Source organism: Pseudomonas sp. RT4P38 (assembly GCF_054897765.1).
Genome location: NZ_CM142703.1, coordinates 2,676,435 through 2,701,036, shown reverse-complemented (window position 1 = coordinate 2,701,036; position 24,602 = coordinate 2,676,435). Strand labels below are relative to the sequence as shown.

Annotated in this window: 26 protein-coding genes; 6 read left to right on the top strand and 20 right to left on the bottom strand. The window is 60.0% G+C overall.

Annotation, left to right across the window (positions count from 1 at the left end; translation table 11 throughout):
• The first annotated feature begins 25 nt into the window (after window positions 1-25).
• Genes ACYZT7_RS12640 through ACYZT7_RS12630 form a run of 3 tightly spaced genes read left to right on the top strand, consistent with a single transcriptional unit; the run spans window position 26 to window position 4,192 of the window.
• Window positions 26-2,263: an Ig-like domain-containing protein gene (locus ACYZT7_RS12640; RefSeq protein ID WP_462041263.1), complete on the top strand. Its 2,238-nt coding sequence runs from the start codon at window positions 26-28 to the stop codon at window positions 2,261-2,263.
• A 60-nt stretch (window positions 2,264-2,323) separates the two neighbouring features.
• Complete coding sequence (locus ACYZT7_RS12635) at window positions 2,324-2,785, top strand: curlin (protein ID WP_462041262.1); 462 nt, start codon at window positions 2,324-2,326, stop codon at window positions 2,783-2,785.
• Window positions 2,786-2,812: 27 nt separating this feature from the next.
• A complete protein-coding gene (locus ACYZT7_RS12630) occupies window positions 2,813-4,192 on the top strand; it encodes a curlin (RefSeq protein WP_462041261.1) in 1,380 nt (459 codons plus the stop codon).
• 139 nt (window positions 4,193-4,331) lie between these two features.
• Here ACYZT7_RS12630 and ACYZT7_RS12625 read toward each other — a convergent pair whose 3' ends face one another.
• Entirely contained in the window at window positions 4,332-4,649 is a 318-nt protein-coding gene (locus ACYZT7_RS12625; RefSeq protein WP_462041260.1) for a DUF6124 family protein, read from the bottom strand.
• 720 nt (window positions 4,650-5,369) lie between these two features.
• Here ACYZT7_RS12625 and ACYZT7_RS12620 point away from each other — a divergent pair.
• The gene (locus tag ACYZT7_RS12620) at window positions 5,370-6,452 is read left to right on the top strand and encodes a hypothetical protein (RefSeq protein ID WP_462041259.1); all 1,083 of its coding nucleotides are present in this window, start codon (window positions 5,370-5,372) and stop codon (window positions 6,450-6,452) included.
• Here the strand turns inward: ACYZT7_RS12620 and ACYZT7_RS12615 are convergent.
• A protein-coding gene (locus ACYZT7_RS12615) for an IS3 family transposase (RefSeq protein ID WP_462038636.1) occupies window positions 6,366-7,918 on the bottom strand; the annotation gives its coding sequence in 2 pieces (ribosomal slippage) (window positions 6,366-7,456 and window positions 7,456-7,918; 1,554 coding nt in all). The two genes, ACYZT7_RS12620 and ACYZT7_RS12615, sit on opposite strands and share 87 nt — an antisense overlap.
• Window positions 7,919-8,038: 120 nt before the next feature.
• Here ACYZT7_RS12615 and ACYZT7_RS12610 point away from each other — a divergent pair.
• Window positions 8,039-8,365 carry a hypothetical protein gene (locus ACYZT7_RS12610; RefSeq protein ID WP_462041258.1) on the top strand — a complete coding sequence of 109 codons (327 nt, stop codon included), beginning with the start codon at window positions 8,039-8,041 and terminating at the stop codon, window positions 8,363-8,365.
• Window positions 8,365-8,748 (top strand): hypothetical protein, encoded by a 384-nt coding sequence (locus tag ACYZT7_RS12605; RefSeq protein WP_462041257.1) that lies wholly within the window; start codon window positions 8,365-8,367, stop codon window positions 8,746-8,748. The genes ACYZT7_RS12610 and ACYZT7_RS12605 overlap by 1 nt, the downstream gene beginning before the upstream one ends.
• Before the next feature lie 201 nt (window positions 8,749-8,949).
• Here the strand turns inward: ACYZT7_RS12605 and ACYZT7_RS12600 are convergent, their stop codons facing one another.
• From ACYZT7_RS12600 to ACYZT7_RS12515, 18 genes are all read right to left on the bottom strand, one after another.
• The gene (locus ACYZT7_RS12600; protein ID WP_462041778.1) at window positions 8,950-9,774 is read right to left on the bottom strand and encodes an IS3 family transposase; all 825 of its coding nucleotides are present in this window, start codon (window positions 9,772-9,774) and stop codon (window positions 8,950-8,952) included.
• 8 nt (window positions 9,775-9,782) lie between these two features.
• Window positions 9,783-10,085, bottom strand: a complete 303-nt coding sequence (locus tag ACYZT7_RS12595; RefSeq protein ID WP_462041256.1) for a transposase — start codon at window positions 10,083-10,085, stop codon at window positions 9,783-9,785.
• A gap of 473 nt (window positions 10,086-10,558) precedes the next feature.
• Window positions 10,559-11,863 (bottom strand): IS4 family transposase, encoded by a 1,305-nt coding sequence (locus tag ACYZT7_RS12590; RefSeq protein ID WP_462038785.1) that lies wholly within the window; start codon window positions 11,861-11,863, stop codon window positions 10,559-10,561.
• Window positions 11,864-12,245: 382 nt separating this feature from the next.
• Window positions 12,246-13,112, bottom strand: coding sequence for a CsgG/HfaB family protein (locus ACYZT7_RS12585; protein WP_449645931.1), 867 nt, complete (start codon window positions 13,110-13,112; stop codon window positions 12,246-12,248).
• A gap of 31 nt (window positions 13,113-13,143) precedes the next feature.
• Entirely contained in the window at window positions 13,144-13,563 is a 420-nt protein-coding gene (locus ACYZT7_RS12580) for a curli assembly protein CsgF (RefSeq protein WP_462041255.1), read from the bottom strand.
• Window positions 13,560-13,952 (bottom strand): curli production assembly/transport protein CsgE, encoded by a 393-nt coding sequence (gene csgE, locus ACYZT7_RS12575; protein ID WP_282381189.1) that lies wholly within the window; start codon window positions 13,950-13,952, stop codon window positions 13,560-13,562. Before csgE ends, ACYZT7_RS12580 begins: the two co-directional genes overlap by 4 nt.
• The gene (locus ACYZT7_RS12570) at window positions 13,949-14,494 is read right to left on the bottom strand and encodes a type II secretion system protein (protein WP_462041254.1); all 546 of its coding nucleotides are present in this window, start codon (window positions 14,492-14,494) and stop codon (window positions 13,949-13,951) included. The genes csgE and ACYZT7_RS12570 overlap by 4 nt, the downstream gene beginning before the upstream one ends.
• The gene (locus tag ACYZT7_RS12565) at window positions 14,469-14,843 is read right to left on the bottom strand and encodes a type II secretion system protein (RefSeq protein WP_056746582.1); all 375 of its coding nucleotides are present in this window, start codon (window positions 14,841-14,843) and stop codon (window positions 14,469-14,471) included. Before ACYZT7_RS12565 ends, ACYZT7_RS12570 begins: the two co-directional genes overlap by 26 nt.
• A 4-nt stretch (window positions 14,844-14,847) precedes the next feature.
• Window positions 14,848-15,321, bottom strand: a complete 474-nt coding sequence (locus ACYZT7_RS12560; RefSeq protein WP_462041253.1) for a type II secretion system protein — start codon at window positions 15,319-15,321, stop codon at window positions 14,848-14,850.
• Between the two features lie 2 nt (window positions 15,322-15,323).
• Window positions 15,324-17,153 (bottom strand): secretin N-terminal domain-containing protein, encoded by a 1,830-nt coding sequence (locus ACYZT7_RS12555; RefSeq protein WP_462041252.1) that lies wholly within the window; start codon window positions 17,151-17,153, stop codon window positions 15,324-15,326.
• Window positions 17,150-17,668, bottom strand: coding sequence for a hypothetical protein (locus ACYZT7_RS12550; protein ID WP_462041251.1), 519 nt, complete (start codon window positions 17,666-17,668; stop codon window positions 17,150-17,152). Before ACYZT7_RS12550 ends, ACYZT7_RS12555 begins: the two co-directional genes overlap by 4 nt.
• Window positions 17,668-18,216 (bottom strand): GspMb/PilO family protein, encoded by a 549-nt coding sequence (locus ACYZT7_RS12545; RefSeq protein ID WP_462041250.1) that lies wholly within the window; start codon window positions 18,214-18,216, stop codon window positions 17,668-17,670. The genes ACYZT7_RS12550 and ACYZT7_RS12545 overlap by 1 nt, the downstream gene beginning before the upstream one ends.
• A complete protein-coding gene (locus ACYZT7_RS12540) occupies window positions 18,203-18,748 on the bottom strand; it encodes a PilN domain-containing protein (protein WP_462041249.1) in 546 nt (181 codons plus the stop codon). Before ACYZT7_RS12540 ends, ACYZT7_RS12545 begins: the two co-directional genes overlap by 14 nt.
• Before the next feature lies 1 nt (window position 18,749).
• Complete coding sequence (locus tag ACYZT7_RS12535) at window positions 18,750-19,553, bottom strand: hypothetical protein (RefSeq protein ID WP_462041248.1); 804 nt, start codon at window positions 19,551-19,553, stop codon at window positions 18,750-18,752.
• A complete protein-coding gene (locus ACYZT7_RS12530; protein ID WP_462041247.1) occupies window positions 19,534-21,240 on the bottom strand; it encodes a GspE/PulE family protein in 1,707 nt (568 codons plus the stop codon). Before ACYZT7_RS12530 ends, ACYZT7_RS12535 begins: the two co-directional genes overlap by 20 nt.
• 84 nt (window positions 21,241-21,324) lie before the next feature.
• Window positions 21,325-21,852, bottom strand: coding sequence for a response regulator (locus ACYZT7_RS12525; RefSeq protein ID WP_462041246.1), 528 nt, complete (start codon window positions 21,850-21,852; stop codon window positions 21,325-21,327).
• 222 nt (window positions 21,853-22,074) lie between these two features.
• Window positions 22,075-23,028, bottom strand: a complete 954-nt coding sequence (locus tag ACYZT7_RS12520) for a peptidylprolyl isomerase (protein ID WP_462041245.1) — start codon at window positions 23,026-23,028, stop codon at window positions 22,075-22,077.
• A gap of 15 nt (window positions 23,029-23,043) precedes the next feature.
• Window positions 23,044-24,594 (bottom strand): cytochrome c/ABC transporter substrate-binding protein, encoded by a 1,551-nt coding sequence (locus tag ACYZT7_RS12515; protein ID WP_462041244.1) that lies wholly within the window; start codon window positions 24,592-24,594, stop codon window positions 23,044-23,046.
• Window positions 24,595-24,602: the final 8 nt, after the last annotated feature.

Sequence of the window (24,602 nt, the reverse complement as noted above, 5' to 3'; positions counted from 1 at the left end):
GCCCAGATCCTCATCAGGAGGCATCATGAACAACTGGCCACGCCTGGCGCTCAACGCCCTGGGACTGACTCTATCGCTGTCCGGCAGCGCATTCGCGCAACTCGCTGTCGTCGACCCCGGTCCTTACACCTTTGCCACGGGGAAATTCCCCATGTGGTATCAGGACAACAATCAACTCTCGATGGAACTGTGCCAGTCCCGGGCCGCAAGCTCGCGGGTGCCGGCCACCGTGCCACCGTCCTACATGTGCATACTCGCGGCGGAACCGGGCGTCTACGACGACGCCCAACCGATGATCTTCCCCGACAACTGGCCTGGAGAAGCATTCTGGTTCGCGGCGGAAACCGCGATCCCGCAAGTCGGCAACAGCGGGTATGAACTGGAAGTGTATGTGGCCGCTGTCGAGGCGGCATTCAGCTCCGAAATCCCCGTAGATGGTGATCAGGTATCCTTCGCGCGGATCCGCCTGCGCGTATCGGTGCCGACGCCCGGGGTCTATACCATCACCCACCCGTACGGGGTGGAAACGGTTAACGTCACCACCACTGGCCAGCGCGCCATCAACATGACCCGGGACATCGGCATCGGTGCGCCAGGTAATTTCAGCGGTGTGCTGAATGGCAACGTCGGTCCGTTCCTGCGTAGCGTCAATGGACCCTACACCGAGGTGAACCCGGATACCGGGGCCGTCGAAACCTTCGTCGGCGATCCGAACCTCACCGAGCAGGTCACCGGCAGCCCCAACGACACCAACTTCGTCCGTATACAGGGACCGGCCGGGACCCTCCAGACCAACCTGTTTACTGTGTCCGGCAAAGTCCTCGATAACCGCGCGCAAACACCGGTGGAGATTGACCGTGCCACCTACCGGCGCACCGGCAACAGCGCTCGGGTCGAAGTCTTTGGCAAATCGGACAACAGTTCGAGCCTGTGCTTCCGCGAAAGCGTTGCCCTGGTACCCGGCCCACCGCTTTCGCCGTGTCTGATCAACATGACCGGCGACAACAATGGATTGTTCTTCGGCCAACGTCTGTTCACCGGCAACGTGCCTCCGGTCGTAGTGGTCACCGCCACCAACCCGACGGGTACAACCCGGCCAACGGCGGTATCGAGCAAGCTCACTGACGTGGTGAAAATCCAGACCGCCCGCTACAACTGGAGCGATCACAGCCTGCTGATCGAGGCGACTTCCACTGACGAAGTGGCCGTGCCAGACATGGTCGCGCAGGGTTACGGACGTCTGTCGAAATCCGGCACCTTGCAACGCCTGACCATCGCCGACCTGACTCAGCCACCGGCCAGCGTCACGGTCAAATCCGCGGCAGGCGGCAGCGATACCGAGCCCGTCGTGGTCGTCGGTACCGCACCGGATACCGGCGAGAACCAGGCGCCGCTGACCGTTGCCGATACCGGCAGCACCAGCTTCGGCGTGCCAATCACCCTCAACCTGCTGGCCAACGACAGCGACCCGGACGGCAACACGCCACTGAGCATCACGGCGCTGACCCAACCGGCCGCCGGCCAAGGCACGGTGGCATTGAACGGAGCGGCATCGGTGGTCTATACCCCACCCGCCGTGGTCAATGCACCGCTGACCACGACCTTCACCTACAAGGCTCAAGACGTCAAAGGCCTGGCCTCGACCGCTGCGGCGACCGTGACCATTACCGTTGCGCCTAACCAGTCTCCGGCGGCGGTCGCCGACAGCATCGCAACCCTGGGGGTGGCGGTTCCGATCAACGTGTTGGCCAACGACACCGATCCGGAAGGCAACGTGCCTCTAGCGGTCGCCAGTTTCACCCAACCACCGGCAGGTCGCGGCACCGTCAGCAGCAACGGCACGGTGATCACCTACACCCCACCGGCCACGGTCACGACGGCCTTCACCACGACCTTCACCTACATCGCCCGGGACAGCTTCGGCGCCCTGTCGACGTCACCGGCCACGGTCACGGTGCAAGTCTCGCCAAGACCTGCTGCGGAAACCTTTGCGGTGACCACGGCAACGGTGTCGGCCCGCTCCAACAACCGCTTCACCTGGGACTTTGCGGGCACCTCATCGGTGACCACCGGCAACACCATCACCGTGCAGGTCACCACCCCGACCGGGCTGGTAACCCTGGGCACCACCACGGTGCCGGTGACCGGGCGCTGGCGGTTGACGGTGAGCAACAGCACCACGGTGATTCCGTCGGCTAATCCGACGGCGACCATCCGCTCGTCCCAGGGCACCGTGCGCACGGTGTCGGTGATCTCCAACTGAGCCCCTGCCCCACCCGCCGATTCGGTGGGTGGGGCCGGCCTCTTCCTAAAGGACGCCGCCATGAAAACGCCGACCGCCGCCCTGCTCTGCCTGCTTCTGCTCTGCAGCAGTGCGGGCGTGCGCGCCGACGATCTGATGGAGAACGACGACCTGGCCCCCAGCGCCGACCTCGGTGAGTTACCACCACCGATTGGCCAGCAAGCACTGATCGATCAGAACGGCCAGGCCAACGTTGCGCTGCTGCAACAGAACGGCCAGTCGCTGCTCGGTCGCATCGTCCAGTCGGGCAGTAATCAGGAAGCCTACATCCTGCAACAAGGCAGCGATCTGATGGCAATGATCACTCAGCAAGGTTCTGGCAACGCCGCCTCGATCACTCAGACCGGCAGCCACAACCGCGCGCAGATTTCCCAGAACGGCAACAACAACGACGCCAGCATCGACCAGGCCGGTACTGGGCTTTCAAGCGCCGTGACCCAATCCGGAAACGGCATGAGCGTTTCGGTCAAACAATACCGCTAAAGCACTGCACCATTTGGAGGTTTCATCATGTTCAAACTGACGCCCCTCACCGCCGCCATCCTGGTCATTGTCAGTGCCCAGGCGATGGCCGACGACAGCGTTTCCACCCAGGACCAGCTCGGTACCGCCAACGTCGCTGATGTGAAACAGACCGCGGCTCCGTTCAGTACCGCCACCCAGCAGCAACTCGGCCAAGGCAACGATGCCGCGGCGGTGCAAGACAACGCCACCGACACCATCACCCAGGATCAAGTCGGCGACTACAACGCCGGTTACGCCGAGCAACTGTTCGAGAACGGCAGCACCATCACCCAGCAACAGGTAGGCAGCTCCAACACCAGCCACGCCAGCCAGTCGATAGGCGTGGGCGGCAACGAAGCGCTGCAACAACAGCAAGGCACCGGCAACTTCTCGTTCATTTATCAGGACACTCAGGAAGGCACCCAAGCTCAAACCTTCCAGTTTGGTGACAGCAACGAGGCCAATATCGAACAGATCCAACTGGGCACAGCCAACAACGCAGTGATCATCCAGTACGGCACCGCCAACTACGCCACCGCCGAACAGATCGCCCACATGGGTGGCCAGATCAATCTCAACCAGGCGGGCGAAGGAAACTACGCCTATGGCGACCAGCGCGATGGCAACGGCGGCACCGTGTCCATCAACCAGTTCGGCGACTTCAACGGCGCCGAAGTCTGGCAAGGCGGGCAAACCGCCAGCGAGGCCACCGTCAACCAGTACGGGCAAACCAACGAGACCGTGGTCGACCAAAGCTTCGGCGAAAACAACGTCGCCCAGGTGCTGCAAGTCGGCGACCTCAACGCGATTTATGCCGACCAGTTCGAGTCCGTCGGCTCGACCCTGGCGCTGTACCAGCAAGGCACCGGCAACGTGCACTTCACCTACCAGAACGGCGACAGCCATGTGCTGAATGCCACCTCCGTGGGTAGCGATAACAAGGTCTACGCCAGCGACTGGAAAGGCCCGGAAAAGGGTGGCCAGTTCGGCAGCAACCAACGTGCAACCGTCAACCAGAACGGCACCAACAACACCGCCAACTTCACCCAGAGCGGCATCGGCCACCTCATGACCACCAGCCAGACCGGTACCGGCAACAAAACCACCGTCAAACAGGCTGAAAACTACAACGAGCTGTACTTCGACCAGAATGGCAGCGACAACATCCTCATCGCCGACCAGCGCGGCACCACCAACCTGGCCCAGGGCAGCAGCACCGGCATCGGCAACACCACCAACTTCGACCAGTCCGGCAGCATGAACGTGGCCTACGTCACTCAGGGCGGCACCGGCAACATTGCCAGCGTCACTCAGAGTGGCATGACCCAGACTGCGACGGTGCAGCAGTTAGGTGCTGACAACAAGGCGACTGTGCTGCAGCAATAATCACAAGGCGTAAAAAAACCGCGACCCTGGGTGGGGGGCGCGGTTTTTTTGGGCTTGTGAACACGATCCCTGTAGGAGCATGGCTTGCCCGCGAAGAACGATGACACGGTCAAGCTCCCTCGCCACAATGGTTCAGCGGTTAGCCCTGCGGATCGATGTTATCCAGCGCCCGATTCACCGCCAGGTCGGCCAGCATGATGACCTGCTGTATGCCCAACAACATGCTGCGCTGTGGCCCCTCCACAAACACCGCAAAATCACTGGCCATGACACTCGCCGAAGCCAGCGATTCACAGGCGTGGGCCAACAGGCTTTCGGTGTCCATGTCCGCGACGATAGCGAACATTCTGCTGGGATTGTGCGGGGCGGTGTTTTTGAGAATGGCGGGGTTGAGGTGGAGGTTGGCGGTAGTGCTTTCGGTTTCTGATTCGGGGGGATTGGGTGTGGGTTTGAACATGGTGAAGCTCCTTTGGAAAATAGCGCCACCAGAACCTGTCGCTAAACAAGTAAGGGGGGCGACTGTATGCAGGTTAGCGAACCGGTCAAAGGCACCCGGTAGACCCGAAGATCTCCCGCATACAGCCACCATAACGTAATTGCAGACGTCAAAAGTCTGCAAGGAAGTCTGGAGCACTGATGCACTTTGAATAGTCCGGGTCGCTAAACCCGGCCGCTGAATTCAGCGGCCCGGAAACGATAAAGACCAGGTACAAAGCGCACAAGCCGGCGGATTCTGGCGCAGTCGTAGGCAACGGCGCAAGGATCTGTAGCTTTCAGGAAGTAACGCTAAACGCCATTAAACACGCCCCTCGAATCAGCACACATTCCCTGTGGGAGCGAGCCTGCTCGCGATTGCGGTGTGTCATTCAACATTGATGTCAGCTGACCCATTGTCATCGCGAGCAAGCTCGCTCCCACAGGGGATTGAGTACGTCCGGGAACAACTGCTCGGCTGTCAGGCCGTCTCGCGTGTTTTGTACACGACGCGGATCAACTGTGGGAGCGTGGCTTGCCCGCGATTGGCCCTGTCATTCAGCCAGTAACCCGCTGACAAACCACCCTCCCCCAAACACCGAGAAAAATTCGGACTTCCCCTACAAGCCAAACAGAATCCCCCGGCATCCATCCCAGAGCCTGATCGCCAAAGTGCCCCGTTTCCAAGGACTGGGCGACAAGCGTGACCAAACTCATCCCCCAACACCAACTCGCCGGCCAGAGCGGCCAAGTACTCGACAGCCATCAAGCTGCCGATGCTCTTCGTCAGGCCCTGAACTACCCGTACGACTTGCAAGGCTTCGACGACCTGCTGAATGCCGTGGGCGCCAACCACTCCAACTACATGCAGGCCGCCCACCAGCAAAAACTGATCAACGCCGTGAGCAACGGTGATTGGGTCATGGTCACACCTCGCGCCGATCCAGATAACGGTGGCGCTTCATGGAACGGCTTCAAGAACAAACCCGAGCCACCACCGGCTCAACATCTGGTCGAAGACCATGCCTTCACACAACCCAAACCGGCGGAATCGGGATTTTATATTGTTGAAAAACCCATGAGTCTTGAGTCGCTGGAACGCTCGCTGTACGAGAGTTCGCCAAGTGATGCACTACGTCGCGAATTTCGTTCGATCAATCGCCATCTGGGTGAACACGTGAAACCGGGGCAAATGGTGATTTTGAGCGACTCACGGCATTACATGTGCCGGCGTGAAGAGGCGCAGATGATGATCGCTGCCGAAAAGGTCAACGAGGCGCTCAAGGATCTGAGTGATGAAGAGGCGTCGTTTATGGTTGAGCACCATGAGGTTATAGAGCCGTTTCTGGAAGTGTCGGCGGGATCGTTGGGTGTGGCGTCGTTCATGATTGGGCAGCATCTGGAGGGCTTGAAAAATGCCCTCAAAGAACTGGAGGAGCTGCATCAGCAACAATATCGCCAGTATCGCAATCTGCATTCGCCAGAGTTTTTTTCCAAGCGCAAACGACTTATGGCGAAGCTTGATGCCAGCTTTGGGTCACTCGTACGCAAAGGTACCGGCATTGCGGATCACCCGAAACTCAAGCGAGCCTTGGGGTTATCAACTCGCAGAACGATTCATCGTTGGGACAAGGCTGGGGCACCAACACAGTTGCCTGGGTCGGCGTTTTTCAAGGTAGTTGTCGCGTCAACCGTTCAACTATGCCGCTCTTTTCTCGTCCTGCTGCTCCCGATCCGGATTCAGCATCACCGCTCCTATCGGCTCCCAGTTCCGCGTCTGGCCTGACCAACGTTCCGGGCTTTTCTTGCGCGCTCGCTGGTACAGTTCATGCCGCCGCGCCAGGATCTGCTGGTCCAGCCCTCGATGCCGCTCCGTCGGTGTCACGAAGCGGATCCGGCTATGCCGGTGCTCGTTGTTGTACCAACGCATAAAATCTCTCACCCACGCGCGTGCGGCGTCCAAGCTGGCAAAACCCTCCTGCGGCCATTGCGGGCAATATTTCAGCGTTCTAAACAGCGACTCCGAGTACGGATTGTCGTTGCTCACTCGCGGTCGGCCACGGGACGGCGTGATACCCAGGTCGTACATCTTGCTCAACAGCGTCAGCGATTTCATCGGCGCACCATTGTCCGAGTGCAGCACCAGCGGCTCGTGTAAACACTGCTCGCCGATCACGCTGCGTTGCAGCAGCGCAGCGGCTTTTTCGCCGCTTTCTTCTTCGTAAACTTCCCAGCCTACGGCCTTGCGGCTGTAAATATCTTCGATCAAATACAGGTAGTAGTACTTGCCGCGTATCGGCGACGGCAAATACGTGATGTCCCACGACCACACCTGATTGGGCGCTTTGGCGACATGCGTCGTCGGTGCCGCATGCCGTCTGGGTCGCTGGCTACGGCCCCGATGATGTTGCTGACCGGCTGCACGCAGGATGCGATAAAACGTCGCTTCCGACGCCAGATAACGCCCCTCGTCAGCCAGCCTCGGTACGATCTGACTCGGCGGCAAATGGGCATACGCAGGGCTGTTACACAGCGTCACGATCGCTTGTCGTTCGAGCTCGCTCAACGCATTACGCGGCGTGGGCCGCACGGTGGTTGTGCGGGCATCGGCTTGAAGATCCTCACTCTGCGTCCATCGCTGCAAGGTTCTGAGCGACAGCCCCACCTCTTGGCACGCTCTGATTTTTCGAGCACCGGCCTCGATGGCTTCGATCAACCAAGCCACCAACAACTGCCGTTCCGGCAAAGAGGTCAGGTGTCCTCGTTGTCGATCCCCCAGTAATCGTTGAGCTTTTTTCGCAGCACCAACAACGCGGCGGTTTCGGCCAGCGCCTTGTCTTTACGCAGCAGTTCGCGCTCAAGTTGCTGAATACGTTTCTTGTCCTTGCGAGATTGTTCGCGGTCGACCTTTTGTTGGTTCTGAACACTCTGCTGCCCCGTGATACAGGCTTGGCGCCAGGCGCTGACGTGTTCGGGGTACAGACCTTTTCGTCGGCAGTACTCACCCAGTTCGAGCTGCGACAGACCGGCGGTTTCAAGGACGACAGCGAACCGGGCTTCAGCAGACCAGTTCTCGGGGAGTGGCTTGTCTTCAGGCACTGCGCTTCCTTCAGAACTGACCTTCTTGCGCCAGTTGGACAAAGACATTTCGCTAACCCCTTCACGCCGGGAAACCTCGGCCATCGTCAGGTTCAGCGGGGGAAGCAGCATCTTGAGTAATGCGGCTTTGCGTTCAGGTGAATAGTACGGCACGACCAGTCTCTTTCCGCCCCCGATATGCTTTTTCAGGAAAATTCGGAGAGGCGACAACTATCCTGACACCGGGGGGGGTACGCAACGAACATTGAGGGTGTCTCACGAGCGGCAAAATATATGAAAGCCGGTGGTTATGTCGGGATTGGTCTGCAGTTAGGCGCATCCAGTTTAAAAATTCATGAGGTATGCACTACTGGTCGCGAGGATGAATGCAAGCAAATGAAATTTGTTGAGGGCGCAAAAATGGTGGGCGGTACAGCCGGAGCTGTCGCCGGGGGTGCAGCAGGCTCGAAAATAGGCACCGCTGTGTGTGCAAAAGTAAAAGGACTCGGAAAACTCGTTTGTGTACTCGTTGCCGGCGCGGTAGGCGCCACCGGAACCGGAACGCTGATGACCGACGGCAGCGAACTGATTGGGCAAGAACTCTATGAGCATTCTGAATAATGGAACTCAGTAGAACAACACTCGCCTGGGTCTGGGGAGCGCTGATCCTGCTGAGCCTTTTCGACGTAGCTATCATTTTTTATGCTACTCACACAAAACTCGAAGCGCTGGAAAAGCATTTCAAGCAACTGGATTCCATATGCGTCAACCGCCTCACATGGGGCACGGGGCATCATGGAAGAATTTTTCGTCTGGCCGCAATCAGCGCTTTAATCTCGTCTAAAAAAATTCAGCGCCAGGAACCCTTATCAGTTGAAGAAGTGAAACGGTTGCCTAAAAGGCTCAAGCGCTGGGCAGCGTATCCATTTCATATTGCCTATTTCGTTACAGGGGCGGTGGTGGTTCTTTGGTTATATGGGAAATACACCGGCCTACTCAAATGAAGAACCAGCAGCTAATTCTACGACCCAATACGAGTCCCTGAGATTTACTGCCTGTTCATTCTTCGGTTTGGTAGCGCGTTGGCCGCTGGGGAAGGCCACTGGGTTACTGGGCGTATACCCTGTGTGAGATAGGTCGGCTATCAGGCCGCCATCGCAGGCAAGCTGAACTGGTCAAGTAATTCTGGACACCAGTTAAGGTTTTCACGCCGCCAGCTTTTCCATAGCTACCGGCGACCGGTAGCCGTTGTAGCTATGGAGCCTGACGTTGTTGTAACGCATCACATAACGCTGCACATCCACGCGGGCTTCATGCTCCGAGCTGTAGCCATCTTCTGGCACCCACTCTGATTTCAGGCTCCCAAAGAAACGCTCCATCGGGGCGTTGTCCCAGCACTCACCTTTGCGACTCATGCTTTGCAGGAGTCCATGCTTGCGCATTTCATTCCTGAATTTGTGGCTGGTGTATTGGCAGCCTTGATCGGAATGAAACAGCACCTCTTTTGGACGACCTCGCAATTGCACCGCCATTCGCAACGCTTCGCAGGTCAGCGTGGCATCGGAAATCATTGAAAACGACCAGCCCACGATCCGGCGAGCAAACAGATCCAGCACCGCAGCGAAATACATCCAGCGCTTGCCGACCTTGATGTACGTCACATCGCCACACCACACCTGGTTGATCGCCGTAACATCAAACTTGCGCTTGAGCACGTGCGGCGCCACCAGCGCTTCCACGCCGGAAGATTTGTACTTGTGCCGCCGGCGCTGACGACTGGCGACGCCGGCTTCGCGCATCAAGCTGCGAGCCATATGCCGCCCGACACGATGCCCCTTTGCTTGCAGTTCCTTGGCCAAGGTGCGCGAGCCGGCAGAGGCTCTGGATGCCTTGTGATGCTCGACCAGCACGGCTTTAAGTTTCTCCCGCTCAGGCTTCACCTTGCCTTGGCGCTGACGCCAGGCGTAAAAGCTGCTGCGGTTGACTCCAAACGCCCGACAGCAATTGTTAACGCCGTACTGCTCGTCCAGCTCATTGATCAGCGAGAATGATCTTTGGAGTCCAAAAGCAGGAGAGCACTGGCCTTTTTTAGGATTTCGATATCCAGGTCTTTTTGCCTGAGCAACGCTTTGAGCTGCTGGATCTCACGTTGATCAGCGGTAATCGCTTTGGCACCCGCCGGGGTCGAGCCCAAGCGCTCTTTACGAACCTGGTCGACCCAGCGGCGCAGGGCCGTAGGACCGATATCCAAACTGGCACAGACTTCGGGAATCGCCTGTCCTTCGTCCAGTACCATGCTCGCAGCCTTGAGCTTGAACTCTCTCGAATAAGATTTACGCATATCCAAACACCTCAGATTTGGGCGCCATCATAGCGCCCGATTGAAGTGTCCAAAAACATTAGGCCAGTTCAAGCCAGCTCCCACAGTTGAACCGAGTACATCTGTAAGAAACAGGTCGACTGTCAGGCCGCCATCACGAGCAAGCTGGCTCCCACCATGGATCGGGTACGCCTTTCGCTTCTCACCACTCAACAGGCCGAGCGTTAGCTCGCCTGCAGCTCTTGATCTTGATTCACCCGCCCCATCGGGAGGCTGAGTGGAGGTGTTCATCTGGGGGGAGGCGCGCAGCGCCGTTCGACGCAGTCGAACACATCGAGAGGAGGTCGTCGCGAAGCAGACCGTAGGCGATGCCCCCAGATGAATGCCGGAACGAAGGAACGCCGAGCCTTAGCGAGGGGCCGGACGCTCGGGGCGAAGCCTTTTGGTTCCTTTTTGGCGTTTGCCAAAGGGAGTCGCTGTAAGGGCCAGCCCTTTCAAGGTGTTTTCCCTTTATGGGCTTTGAGCACTCGATCGGTCGACACATGAGCATTCGCAGCCTTTCCCTCCAGCCACTCCTTGGGCTTGGCGATTTTGGGGCCGCGTATGCTTTTGGCAACCTGTTTGGGCTTGATATTCCTTGCCAGCGCCAACAAGCGCTGTGCCAGCGTTTCTGAGGTCGATTGAAGTGACAGATAATCCGACGGTAACGCGATCTGCATGCCCTCATAACCACTGCGCACTTGCACTGCCAAATGGAAAATCGATGCCTCCCATCCCTCTGGTTGCGTCTGGCGATGAGCCTGTTCAACGCTGCGCTTAAGCACTGACAAAACGTTGTAAGCCAACACGGCCGCGGCAAATCCCAGCAGAGCCGCCTTGGGGTTGCCCAGGCTTTCGATTTCACTGTCCAGCACCGATTCCAGGCGCTGGAACATCCCTTCGATACTCCAGCGACGACGATACAAATCGGCGATTTGCTCAGCGGTGATGGTGTCGGGCAAGTTGCTCCAGAACAACAGCATGGTGTCGCCTGATTCGGTAGCTTTTTGCAGGTTCAGTTCAACACGCCGCCACTGACGTCCGCCTTTCACTTCGATGGTTTGCTCGCGCACGCTTCCCGCCTCGACCGCGACAGGTTCTTGCCAGTCGCTTTCCTGAAGCAGGCGCGGATGCTTACTCGGCTCACGAATAATGAAAGAAGCGCCAGCGTCTTCGCAGGCCTCCATGACCGGGAGCGTGCAATAGAGCCGATCAGCCATCCACAACTGGCCCCTACTGGCGTTTTCCAGCAACGGCAGCACGCCGACGCGCTCACTGGCATAAGCATCTTCACAGGGCTGAAGATCGACGACCTGGTCCAGATCAGGGTCGTAAACCACGACCGAAAAACCAGGCCGGGCGGCGCCTCGTTCACGGCGCAACGCGCCCAGACGTTTTTCGCTGGAAGGCAGGTGGTTGCCGTCAACCACCCGCAGTTGCCAGCCAGGCAAAATGGCCGAGCAGCCCAATTCTTCAATCGTCGGAGCCAGGCGTTGCGCACTGCCGACTACCAACGCACGCAGCAGCGCGGGCTCCGTGCGGCTGACCTTGTCATAAAGCGCCGCCAAGCTGACGGGAAGATCTTCCATCTGCCGCGCCGCGGCATGTAGCGAGGGTCGCAAACCCAGTGAAACGAGGGACATCAGCTCAATAATGGTCGAAAACAAAAGCTCGCGCGGGTACTGGCGCTGACGATGTTCTTCGAACACCTGATCAACCCACTCTGCCGCAACGGCCTGCTCCAAAACCAATTTGGCCATGACACTGGCCGGCGCTTTTTTCTCGAACCGCGCTAAAACTTCTGCCCACATCGTCTCGTCGCCCTGACTGGAGTTTTGGGAGATTCTAAACGAAGACCTTGAAAGGGCTGGCTGTAAGAGCGAAACCATTAGCGGCCGTTACCGCAGAAATGGATATGTACACCTGAAAGAAATAGGTCGGCTATCAGGCCGCCTTCGCGAGCAAGCTCGCTCCCACAGTTGGACTGGGTACATCTGGGAGAGACTGGTCGGCTGTCAGGCCGCCATCGCGAGCAAGCTCGGCTCCCACATTTGATCTGGGTACATCTGTAAGAGCTTGGTCGGCTATCAGGCCGCCAAGATCAAAAGATCAAAGCCAGGTCGGCCCGAAGGCCGCCTCGGTTCACTCTTCCTCACCCTCAGGCACAACCTTGTTCTGAGTCAGGTAACGGTCAAGCGTCGCATTGTTGTCAGGCGAAGAATTATCCCCCGCCACCTGCCACAAATTCCGCTCAATCCCCTGCGCCAGCAAATGCCCAACGGCCGCCTCGATCGCCGACAACACACACAACTGCGCCGGCTCGTTCGTGGTGTACCCGACCTCAGCCTCCAGCAACTTCTTGAACTCGATAAACTTGAACACCCCGGCACTGCGCCCAACAGAGTAAATCGTCTTACTCGTCATCACATTGGCCAACACCTGCCCACTGCGCACATCGACGGCACGAAGGTTCACCGACACCTGATCCACCCGATACTCACGAGAAATATCGATCCCCAGATACCGCGCCCCTTCCCCGCCACTGCGCACGTTGGTGTCATAGGCAATAATCCCGCCCTCCAGCATCAAATTGGCGGCCTGCAACGGCGGCAACTCGCCCTGGATATTCACCGGCGTGTTCGGCTTCTTCTGCGAGGCGCGAATGATCTTGCGTTCGGTCAACAGGTTCTGCAGCCCTTCCCGTTCCAGCACCACAAACCAGCCACTGGCCTGCAACGCATCCATCAACATGCTGGCCGCGCCCTGCGTCACGCTGGTGGAAAACGAACTGGCCGGGGTCGGTTTGTACTGCCCGGTCTGATCCCGGAAGCCATACACCACCGCCATCAACCGACCCTTGGGTCGTGGCATGTTCAGCAAGTCGTAATAGGTCGACGCCCGAGGTGTCAGGGTCGGTGATTCGGTGTCCTGCTCGGCCCCCATCGGCTCGCGCAAACTGCACCCTTGTAATGCCGCCAACATCAGCCCTAGCGCTATTATCTTTTTCATGTCCTTAACTCCCCATCAACCCAAATCCCCGTCAAGGGGCCAGGCCATTCACCTGGATTTCGGAAACTTCACCGGTCGCTCGGTCGGTCACTTCAATAGTCAGTGCGCCAGAGTCATCGATGACGTTCACAACAAAAGCGTCGGTGGTCAGGCTCCCGGCATTGCCCGCGGAGATGTTGTCCATCAACTGGCCTAGCAGTCGTGATTGCAGCTGACTGGTGAAACGCTCCAGGGCCGAAGCGCCGGCCACGGACGCACGGTCCTTCAAGTCAGGGTCGTCGTAGTCGTTTTGCGCCTGGGCGTTGTTGAGCAACCAGGTTCCGTTCAACGGGTTGCCGCCAAACGAGGGGTTGATGGGCGTGTAGACCAGCTCTGTGGCCTGGACCAGCCCACAACTACCGAGCCCTAGTAGCCACATGCCCGTGCGTTGCGAGAAAGCTCTAATGTTCATAGTTCGTCCCTCTCAAGGTCGGTGGTGTCCTGCAACAAGGCTTCCAGCTTGCGCTGGACGATCTGCACGCGGACCAGATCGGCAGCCTCATAGGCCTCGTCCTTCAACTCCACGGTGTTCGGCGGCAGGAAGCGCCGATAAACCAATCGTTGCTGATATTCCACGGTCACCAGGCTGCCCCAGCGTGCCGAAGGTCGTTCACGCACCACCAGGTTGAAGTCCATCGGGCTGGTGGCGCGCAGGCGTTCACTGAACGAGTAGTAAAAGTCGTGGCCGATGTGCGAGATCGTGTCGTCGACGATAAAACCCAACATTTCGTCTTCTTCGGCGGCCGACACGAAAGACGTCATCAGCATCAGGACCAGGGCCGGTAGCCAGTGTCTGTTCATGGCATCACCGCCCCAACGCCTGAGGCGTTTTTGGAGGGGCCTTTGGGTGCGGACGCACCCTCGAGGAAGGCCTTCTCGGCCACGAACTGCCAGTCCTTGTAACTCGCCATGCCGGTGAAGTCCGACCATTGAGTGGGGAAATCCGCCTGCTTGAGCGGCTTGTCCGTGGAGGGGCTGCTGAGGCCGGTGATGCGCCCGTCGAAACCGCGCATCAGCGTCCATCCCCCCCCCCCGATCGGGTCCGGGTACAGGTTGCGCAAGTGGTGTTTGGGCGACGGAAAACGCTCGTCCTGCAACAGGTCCGCCAGTGCTTGAGGGTACTGGGCCAGGCCAGGTGAACTGCGGTAATAACTGCGCAATGCCTGAGCGTATTGAGTACCGACCCAGAGCAACTGGCGTTCACGATCACGGCGCGACGCGGTGGACCACAACTCGCCGGCGCTGGCCAGGCCCAGGCCCATCAGCATGATCAGAAACAGCACGCCCAGGTAAGTGAACCCGGCCTCGTTCGAGGGCTTACCACTCGGAATAAAGGCTGCCATCACGCGCCCTCCCTGTGGCCCCGCTTTTGATATCGGCAACTCCGCCCGGGACGCCGTCAGGCGGCGCCACCAGTACCCAAAGGTCTTTGCGTTCAGCGATCGGGTCCATCGGCGGGTTGCGCAGATAACGTTGCTCGACCAGCTGTTCGATGGAGTCGGGATAACGCCCGGTGTCGCCGTAGTAGTGATCCAGTGCTTCACGCATGGCCGACAGGCTCTGGCGCAACGTGGTCTCTTTCGAGACCTCGAGGCTGTTGAAATAGCGTGGCAACGCGATGGTCATCAGGGTGGCGATGATTGCCATGACCACCATCAGTTCCAGCAGGGTAAACCCCTTTTCCCGACGCATAATCTCACCACTCCCGGTAGGCGATGCCGTTGAGACCCTTGCCGCGAGCCTTGGAGTAAACGTCAAAGACGTCTTCGCCTTCGCGCGGGTTCTGAGCCGTACTGTCGTAGGAGCGCACGCCCCAGCCACCTTCGTCGTCACGCTTGACCGGCGCCAGCGGGTCATGGGGCACGCGCCGTAAAAAGAAGAACTTGGCGCCCTTGGCGCTGCGCACATCGCGCACACCGTCCACCAGCACTTGCAGGTTCGGCGGGTAGCCGCTGCTGTTCAGGGATTTCTCGATGTAGCCGGCGTCGAAAGCACGTTTGTAGGCGTCGATGGCATCGCGAATCTGGTACAGCGCCGCGCGCAGTTCCTGCTCCTTGCCCCGGCGCACCACGGTCTCGGTCAGCGGCGCGGCCATGCCGGCCAGCAGGCCGATCAGGGCCAGCGTCACAACGACTTCGATCAGGGTAAAACCGCGTTGCGAGGCGTTCATGATCAAGGCTTCTCGACGACAACGCGGGTGGAAGCAACCGGAGCGCTCAGGGCCTCTGTGCGAATCGCCGAGTCCATCCCACGGTCCGGTGCCTGAATGTGCATGCTGGTTTCGGTTCCGGTGGTGAACTCCATGTCCGACGGGCTCTGGTACGGCAGGTTGCGCACGATCCGCGGCGTGATCGACAGCACCAACTCCGACTTGCCGACGGTGTCCTTGTTGCTGCCGAACAAGCGGCCAAGACCTGGAATGTCGCCAAGGCCGGGGATCTTGTTGCCGGTGGCGCCATGGTCGTTGCGCATCAAGCCGGCGAGGATCTGGGTTTCGCCGTCATGCAGACGCAGGGTGGTCTGGGCGTTGCGGGTATCGACCTGAACCGGAATCGTGCCCTGGCGGGTCGGTTCCAGTGGCGTGGCATTACTCACTTCCAGGGCGATTTTGATCGCCACTTCGTTGTTCAAATGCACGGTCGGCTGCACTTCGAGCTTCAGACCGACGTCCAGGTAGGTGACGCTTTCAGTGATCACCGGGCCTTGAGTCGAGGGCACCGAGGTGGCGCTGATGATCGGCACGCGCTGACCGATGTGGATGCGCGCCTGTTCGCGGTTGCTGACGCGAATCACCGGGCTGGCCAGGGTGTTGATGTCGTTGTCCTGGGCGTTGATCTTGGCCTGCGGCGACGGTGAGATGGAGATCCGGCTGGAGTTGATGCCTTTGAGTTGATCGAGCAGGGTCACGGCCGAGCCGTCGCTGTTGACCACGCCGAAGGTGTTCGGCCATTGCAGGCCTAGGTCGAGTATCCGTTGGGTGGCGACTTCCATCACCTCCACTTCCAGCACCACTTCAGGGTTGGACTGATCCTGCGATTGCAGGAGTTTTTCGGCCATGCGGATCGCGTCTTCAGAGTCGCGCATGGTCAGGGTATTGAGGCGTTCATCGACGAACACGTCGCGGGTCTTGAGCATGGTTTTGATCATGTTCAGCGCGGTGTTGGCATCAATGCTGGTCAGGTAGAAGGTGCGCATCACCAGCTCTTGATAATCCTTGAGCTTCTGTGGTGAGTCCGGGTAGATCAGCAAGGTGTTTTCGTTCACCACTTTCTGGTGCAGCTGGTTCTGTTGCAGCAGCAGTTCCACCGCGTCTTCGATGCGCACGTCACGCACGAAGATGGTGGCTTTCATGTCCGGGCGCAGGTCTTTGTCGAAGATGAAGTTCAAACCGGCGACCTGCGACAGCACTTCGAAGATGGTTTTCAGGTTGGCTTCGCGAAATTCCAGGGTCACCGGCCGATCGAGACGGGTCCGCAGTTGTGGATACGCAATCACGTTGCGGCTTTGCACCAGGCGGACGTCGCTTTGCAGCTCTAGCGCCCCTTCATTCTTTGGGTCCAGTTCGAGGATCTGTTTCACCTGGCGGTCGGCACCGTAGATGTCACCGCGACGCAGGTCACCACGGGCCAGTTCGAGTTTTTCATCCAGGCTGCGCATGTGATCGAGCTGACGCAGCGAGTCCTGGGCACGGCGGTTGTTCGGTTCGATGGTCAACACCCGGCGGTAAGCCTGGCGGGCGGAAGCGAAATCACGCTGGGCGCGATCCATGTCGCCCTGGGTCAACAGCGCCGTCACTGCACGAGCACGGCTGCTGTTCAGGGCCAGGTGCAGCTCGGTGTTGCGAGGGTTTTCCTTCAGCCCTTCCTCGATGCGGGCCAGGCCGGCTTCGTATTGTCCCGACTCCATCAGGTCGGTCGCCTCTTGCTTGGCGACCTGCGCGGAACTGCACGCGGCCAACCCTGCACAAAGGCAAAGGCTCATCAGCAAACGGGATCTGTTCATTGCGTGCTCCCCACAGACAAAGTCTGAGACAAATGCAGAGGCAGGTAGACGAAGCTGAGTTCCACATCGGAAATCCCTTCTATCCGCCAGGTTTCGTCGATCACATCCCCCTTGCGTACGACGTATATTTTTTCGCCGTTCTGCAAAAACACTTGCAGGTCCGAACGGTCACTCAACTTGCCAATGAACTGGAAAGGCATCGGTGGTGCGCTGGGGGCTTGCACGACCGGGGTCAGGTTGACGGGTTGTTCGGTGACGGTGGCGAGCTGCTGCGCAGCCTTCCAGCTACGGGCGGCGAACAGGTCGCCAGCCGGGCCCAGGTCCTTGACTGCCGCCGCAGTTTTACCGGCGGACGTGGCGGGCAGCGCACCGCGGATTTTGCTTTTAGCCGGGGTAGCCAGGGCGGCAACCGAAGCATCGCCCTCCTGCGACGACGTGAAATATTCAGGCAGCCAGGTCAGCGCCGCCGCCATGCCGAAGAACGCCACCCAGCCCACTACGCGTTTGGTATTCATCATGACCTCGACAGGTAAAGGGTCATGCGGATCCGCCCGGTGAGGTCGGTGTCGGCGATTTTTTTACGCTGGAACTCCACGTCTTCCACCACCACCGCCGGCAACTGGCCGAGCAAGGCATGCAGGAAGCGCCGCAGTTGCGGGTAGCTGCCGCGCACCGGCAGCAGAATCTGATACCGGGCCAGGTGCGTCTTGGGGTCGATTCCCAGGGAATATTCACCGCGCGCCAGGGTGATGTGTTCCTGGGCCGCCAGCGCGTAGATCTTGTCAATGGCCACGGTGGCCTGAGGCTGGGACGGCAACTTGCTGCGAAAATCCTCGAGCTGACGTTGCGGCACCACCGGAGCGGCAACCGTGCCGTCTTCGACGTTGGCCAGGTATTCGCCGGCTTCCCGAGTCTGCTGGCTGAGGGTTTGCAGCGACTGCCAGTCAGGCATCAGGCCCACCAGGCCATACGCCAGCGCCAGCAGCAACATCGCCAGCCCTGCCAGGCCGGGAGTACCCAAGCCTTGCAAGTATTCGTGGACGATCAATCTAGGGATTTGCATCGCCAATCTCCCAAGTAGCCGACAGGTTGAATTGCACCGGGTGTTCCGGCACGTTCGCGACGATTTCGTGGCTGAGCAGCGACACATCGGACAGCTCGTCGCTGGCTTCGAGGCTGCGGTGGAAGTCGAGCATGGCTTCCAGATCCCGCGCTTCGGCGCTGATTCGCACTTGGCCTTTGCGGGCATCCGGGGTCAGGGTCAATAAAGCAATGTCGTCCCGGGGCATGGCTTCGAGCATGGCGAACAGACGCTCCCAAGGCCGGCGCAATTGCTGGGACACCTTGCGCATCTCGGCCAGGTTGTGCGCCTGTTCGCGGGTTTCGGCCGGGGTCAGGCTGACTTTGCCGCCGGTGTCGCCGGTGAGTCCGCGCTGGGCGGTTTGCAAATGGCCTTGCTGTTGCGCGGCCTGTTCACTGAGGTGCTGCTGAACCAGCAAGCAGGTCAGCGTCAGCACCACGCCAGCGGCCAGCAGGCTCCAGCCCAAAGGGCCCGAGCGGCGAGGCGGCTGGAAATCGAGCATCAGGGCGCGCATATCAGGCCACCGCCCGGGACATGACGTACAAGCCATCGCGTACGGATGTCCGGTCTTCTTCGAGGGTGCGCAGGTGCACACCGGGTACGTCAGGGTGCGAGTCAATGCGCGCCGGCGCATGCAGATAAACGCTCAGCGGCCGGTCGCTGATGGACGCCTGTAATTGGTTTTCACGACCGATCAATGCCGTCAGTGCGGCGTCGCTGTCGCTGCTGCCCACCGAACGCACCGATGTCCAGCGCCCTTCCCGGGCCAGCAGCAACACGCTGCGCACCGGCTCGGCGACGACGAACAGGAAATCTTCGGCGTCGAAGCTTTTATCGAAATGATTGAACGCCGCCATCAGGTACGGCTGCACCGAACGCAGGCGCAGGCCACGAGCAGCGACCTGCGTGCGCAAATGCGTCAGCAAGTCCTGCGGCAGCGCGGTGGCGACCCGGTCGTAGCCCGCCGGTTCAGCCGACAGCACCATGTTCCAGGGTTGAGTCGGCACACCATAAAGGTCTTCGAAACACAGTTGGGCAAACCCGAGCAATTCGGCAGGGCTGCTGATCTGTTCGCTCCAGGGCACCAGACAGAAGCGGCTGAAGTGCCCGGAGATCACCACACTCAATTCGGCACCGGGACGGGTGTGTTCGGCCAGCAGACGGTCGAGCGTTTCCAGGGCCACGGCCCAGGCATGGAAGCCTTCGTCGATAAAACCGACGCTGCCCAGCCACAGGGTTTCACTGCCACGGCGCTGGCCCAGACCGACACCACTGGCGCCGAGCACGGCGACAAAACGATCACGAGATAAAAGTGACACGATTGATCTCCTCGAGCGTGGTCCGCCCCTCTGCAACCAGCTCCAGTGCCGACTCGCGCAGCAGGCGCAAGCCACGGCTGCACGCCAGGGCCTTGATTTTCGAAATGGGTTGGCGCTCGACGATCATTTGCCGCAGCTCGTCGTCGAGGTGCAGCAGTTCGGCAATCGCCGTACGCCCGCGATACCCGGTGCCCCGGCAATGGCCGCAGCCCTTGCCATGGACGAAGTGGTAGTGATCGACCTTTTGCGGATCGAGGCCCGAGGCGCGCAGTTCTTCGTCAGTCGGGTTGCTCGGCGCGCTGCAACTGGCGCAGACCAAGCGGATCAGCCGCTGGGCCAGCACGGCATTGAGGGCGGAGACGAGGCTGTAAGGGTCGATTTCCATCTGGGTGAAACGACCGATCACGTCGAACACGTTGTTGGCGTGAATGGTGGTGAACACCAGGTGCCCGGTGAGCGCCGATTGCACGGCGATCTGAGCAGTGTCGGGGTCGCGGATTTCACCGACCATGATCTTGTCCGGGTCATGGCGCAGAATCGAGCGCAAACCACGGGCGAAGGTCAGGCCTTTCTTTTCGTTGACCGGGATTTGCAGCACGCCCGGCAGTTGGTACTCCACCGGATCTTCAATGGTGATGATCTTTTCCACACCGTGGTTGATCTCGGTGATCATCGCGTACAGCGTGGTGGTTTTGCCGCTACCGGTCGGGCCGGTCACCAGCACCATGCCGTAAGGTTCGGCCGCCAGCCGACGCAGATGGCGCAGGGTTTCGTCGTCGAAGCCCAGGGCTTGCAACTGCACGCCACAGACCTTGTCGGCCAGGTCCTGTTTGTCGAGGACCCGCAGCACCGCGTCTTCGCCGAAAATGCTCGGCATGATCGAGACCCGAAAGTCGATCTGCCGGCCGCTGATGCCGATCTTGAAGCGACCGTCCTGGGGCACGCGTTTTTCGCCGATGTCCAGTTCGGCCATGACCTTGACCCGGGAAATCACTTGTTCGGCGAACTCGCTGCCCTGGATTTTGCTGATGTTGTTCAGCACGCCATCGATCCGGTATTTGATCACCAGGCCGCTGCCGGTAGTGCCCAGATGGATATCGCTGGCGTGCATTTTCAGCGCGTCGTAGAGGGTCGAGTTGACCAGCTTGACCACCACGCTGGCGTCTTCACTGATGCTGGTCAGGGACAGGCTTTGCAGGGTATCGATTTCGATATTGGCGCCGGCCTGGGCGTTGAGCGATTCCACGGCGTGGAAGCTTTCTTCGTGGCGCGCCAGGTAGGCCTTCAGGTCGTCGGCATGCACCAGATACAGCGGCGCGCCGTGCAGGCAGTCGTCGATCCAGGCCAGACGAACCGTGTCGAACGGGTCGGCAAATACTCCGATGACCGCATCGTCGTGACGCAGCAGGATGAATTCGCGCTTGATGCATTGGGCAAGGGTGACCCGGTCGAACACCGGGGTGGATTGAAACAGGGCGTCGGTGTCGAGCACCGGATAATGCAGGGTAGCGCCGAGGCACTGGATGAAGGGCATGGGGGCCAGTTCGCACAACACCCCGAGGGCTTCCAGGATACGTTCGCCGGAACGGGTGGCCCTGGCCCGGGCCTGAGCCAGTTGCTCACTGGAAAATCGAGACGATACACAGTCCAACAGCGCCGGTTCGACGGCAAGGGATAGACGGTCCATGGCATGCTCTCCAACGCCGGGGGCTTTGAGCCCTGTCGACGCGGCAGGCCATTGCGGCGGATGCCGGAACGTCTTGTCGCGCCACTACTCCCCGGTGAGCAATTGTTCGTCGTCTGGTGCCTTGGAGGTCGATGGACTTCGTCGACGATCTGCCAGCACCCAACTGCCGTCGTACAACTGCAGCGGGAAACTCTCGGTCCTGCTCTGGCGTCGTTCGACGAATCCCTCGGACATGCTCGCTCTGGGTTCGCGCTCCATCCCCAGAAGGTCGCAGACTGCTCGGGCCAATTCCGCCATTGGAAACGGTTTGAACAGGATATGGCTGACTCCCAGTTGCCGGGCCCGCTCACAGACTTCAGCGGTAGGGTGCCCGGTAATCAGCACAAAATGACACTTCCTGTTCTGGCGGACAGCATCGAGCACCTCAAAGCCTTCCATGTCGGGCAAGCGGTAATCGAACACCATCACATCGGGTGAAAAGCGTTCGGCTTCGCCGATTGCAGATTCACCGTTGTGAGCTATCCGGACTTCCAGCGCTTGCGCCTGCAGGTAACCCTGAAGGTTTTCCGCCAGCAGCTGTTCGTCTTCGACAACCAGTACTTTGTTTAACAAGGTCGACTCCTTGAAACCGCAGGTCCGATGTTCCAGCCCTGGGAGTACGCGCCTTCAATGAGGCTAACGCACACTTCATGCCAGGCTGAGCGCCGGTTTTTTTACCGTTGCACGTCTTTGATTTTCATGAAAAAACCGTTTCATCCAGAAACTCCATCCCCCAAAGGCGGGGAAGCGCTCGGATGTGCCTTGAAGCTATTCCCCACTATTGGGGGGGAACCTTCAATCATCGTCAATCCGTTCGATTCGATTGCTTGATCGCAGCTGTGCGAGAACCTGTAGACGAGCCTGAGCCTGTTGCTGTCGGGCTAGGTAAGCCCTGATCATTTCAAGCCCTTGCACCTCTGAGACATCGGTCGCCTCCAGGCGGTTCTGCAGGTAGATTAAATGCCAGCCCAACGGTGTACGCACCGGTGTACTGAGAGCCCCCGGTGCCAGGGCAAAGGCCACTGCTTCGAATTCCGGCATCATCCGCCCACGAGGAAAATAGCCCAGATCACCGCCCTCGCTCGCAGAAGCGTCTTCGGAACCGGCCCGGGCCACGCTGGCAAAGTCCTCACCCTGACTGATTTTCACACGCATCTCCTCTAAGCGTAGCCGGGCTGCTTCAACTGTGGCGGAATCAGCGCCTTGAGGCACTTTGATCAAAATGTGCCGTGCCTGGATTTCTTCCGGCCGGCTCATCTCGGCTCGATGCTCCTCATAGAACGCACGGACCTTTTTTTCGTCTGGCCCGGCGACCTTGGCGAGGTCAGCAAACACCCGCTGGGCCGCGAGCTCACGGCGGGTGTACTCGGTATAGGCGGCCTCGTCAAAACCGGCGTCTTCGAGGCGCCGGGCGAATACGTCGGCACCGCCCATGGCTTGCCGGGTCTGATCGACCTGGCTTTGCACCACCTCGTCACTGATCACCACCCCGCGCTTGACGGCTTCCTGCCACAGCAATTCTTTGTCAATCAAGGCCGTCAGTGCCGCCTGACGCAACTGCTTGTAGGCCTTGGGATTGCGGATGCTGCCCAGCGCCCGCCCCTGGTCCTCCAGGTACTCGGCGAAATAGCGCTCCAGGCGAAACTCGGAAATTTCCTCGTCATTGACCCGCGCGGCGGCCGGGCCATCGCTGCAGAACGCCAAGGGAACCCACATCGTGAACAGGAGCAGCAGCGTCTTGAGCATCATGATCGAGACCTCCGGTCAGGGTGTAGCGGCAATAGGTTTGTAGGGAGCGACCAGATAAAAGCGCTGGTCGGGCAAGTCCACGGTAACGATATGCGCGCCGCTCAAGCCCAGGCGGCGGCCCGGGCCGAAGCTGATCAGCGGGGTCAGCCCGGTATCGAAGTCGTGCAGGCCTTCCAGCGCACTGATGAGTTTCTCGCGGCTGGCATCGCGCCCGGCCTGTTTCATGCCTTCGCTGAGCAGCAACATCGAACTGAACGCGCCGACTTGCAGCACTGCATGCTGACCGCCGAGCCCCTGGTGCTTGCGCAATTGGGTCAGGGCCAGGCGTCCGGCCAGCGTCCAGTCACTGGGTACGAACGGATAAGCCAGAAACACCCGCCGGGAAAAAGCACTGGGCACCTGCAACAGATCACCCGCCACTTGGTTCGACGCGGCGAACAGGTAAGGCACTTGCCCCGCCGCCTGCAAGCGCTCGGCGAGGCGACTGAAGCCGCCGCCGCTGCCCAGGTAAAACACCGAACGCGAGCCCAGTGGCAACTCGTCCTGCGCCGAGTCGTAGGCTTTCAGACTGACCTTTTGCCAGGCGTGATCTTCCAGGTACTGGCCGAGGTTCTGCGCCGCCAACCGTTGACTGGGCTCGTCCGGGTAGGTGATCAGCGTCGGTCCCTGGAGCACCCGTAAACTGTCGGTGGCGTAATCGGCCAGGGCGATCAGTTGCTCGCGCAAACCCGGCAGCGGTTCGAAAATCTGACGACTGGATTGCGCCGTGCCCAGCAACGACAGCGGTCCGATCAGCGGAATGCCGGTCCGCTCCAGGCGCGCGGCCAGGTCCAGGTCCAGTGCCGGTGCCAGCGGCGCGATCAGGGCGAACACCTGTTCTTGCTCGATCAACTGATCCAGCGCCTGCTCGGCACTGGCGCGGTCCGGGCCCGGATCGACGATGGTCAGGCGCAACTGCCGGCCATGAACCCCGCCCGCTTCGTTGATTCGCGCGACGCTGCCCTTGAGCACCGCCGCCACCGTGGCACCCTCCTCGCTCAACGGTCCAAGGCGTGGCAACAAGGTGCCCAGGTGCAGGCTGTCGGGCGTCAGGCCGGGGTCGCGGTCATCGGCCACGCGTTTGAGGTAGGCCGTGAGGTTGCGCTGATCATTCGTCGACAGGACGAATCGCGGCATCGCCGGATCGAGCCGATTGTTGCCCGGATCACGCCCTTCCTGAATGGCACGCGCCAACGTGCCTTCGGTATACGCCGGGTAATGACGGCCATTGATTTGCTGCTGGCCGTAAGTGCTGCTGAGCCGCGACCATCTGAGATCCGGCGGTCGCACCCCGCCTTCGGGTCGCCCCAGGCCATCGGCGCCGTGGCAGTTGGCGCACGGCAGGCTGGTGGCCGGCAACAGCATACCCGCCGCCCCGACCCGCGCCATGATCGGCTCGCCACTCGCGGACACACCCTCACGATACAGCCGTTTACCGGCGCTTTCGTCGGGGCTCAGCGGCAACGCTTCGGCGGCGAAATGGAGGCCGCCAAGCAGTAGCAGGCCGAGAGCGAGTGAAGTTCTCATGGCGCGGG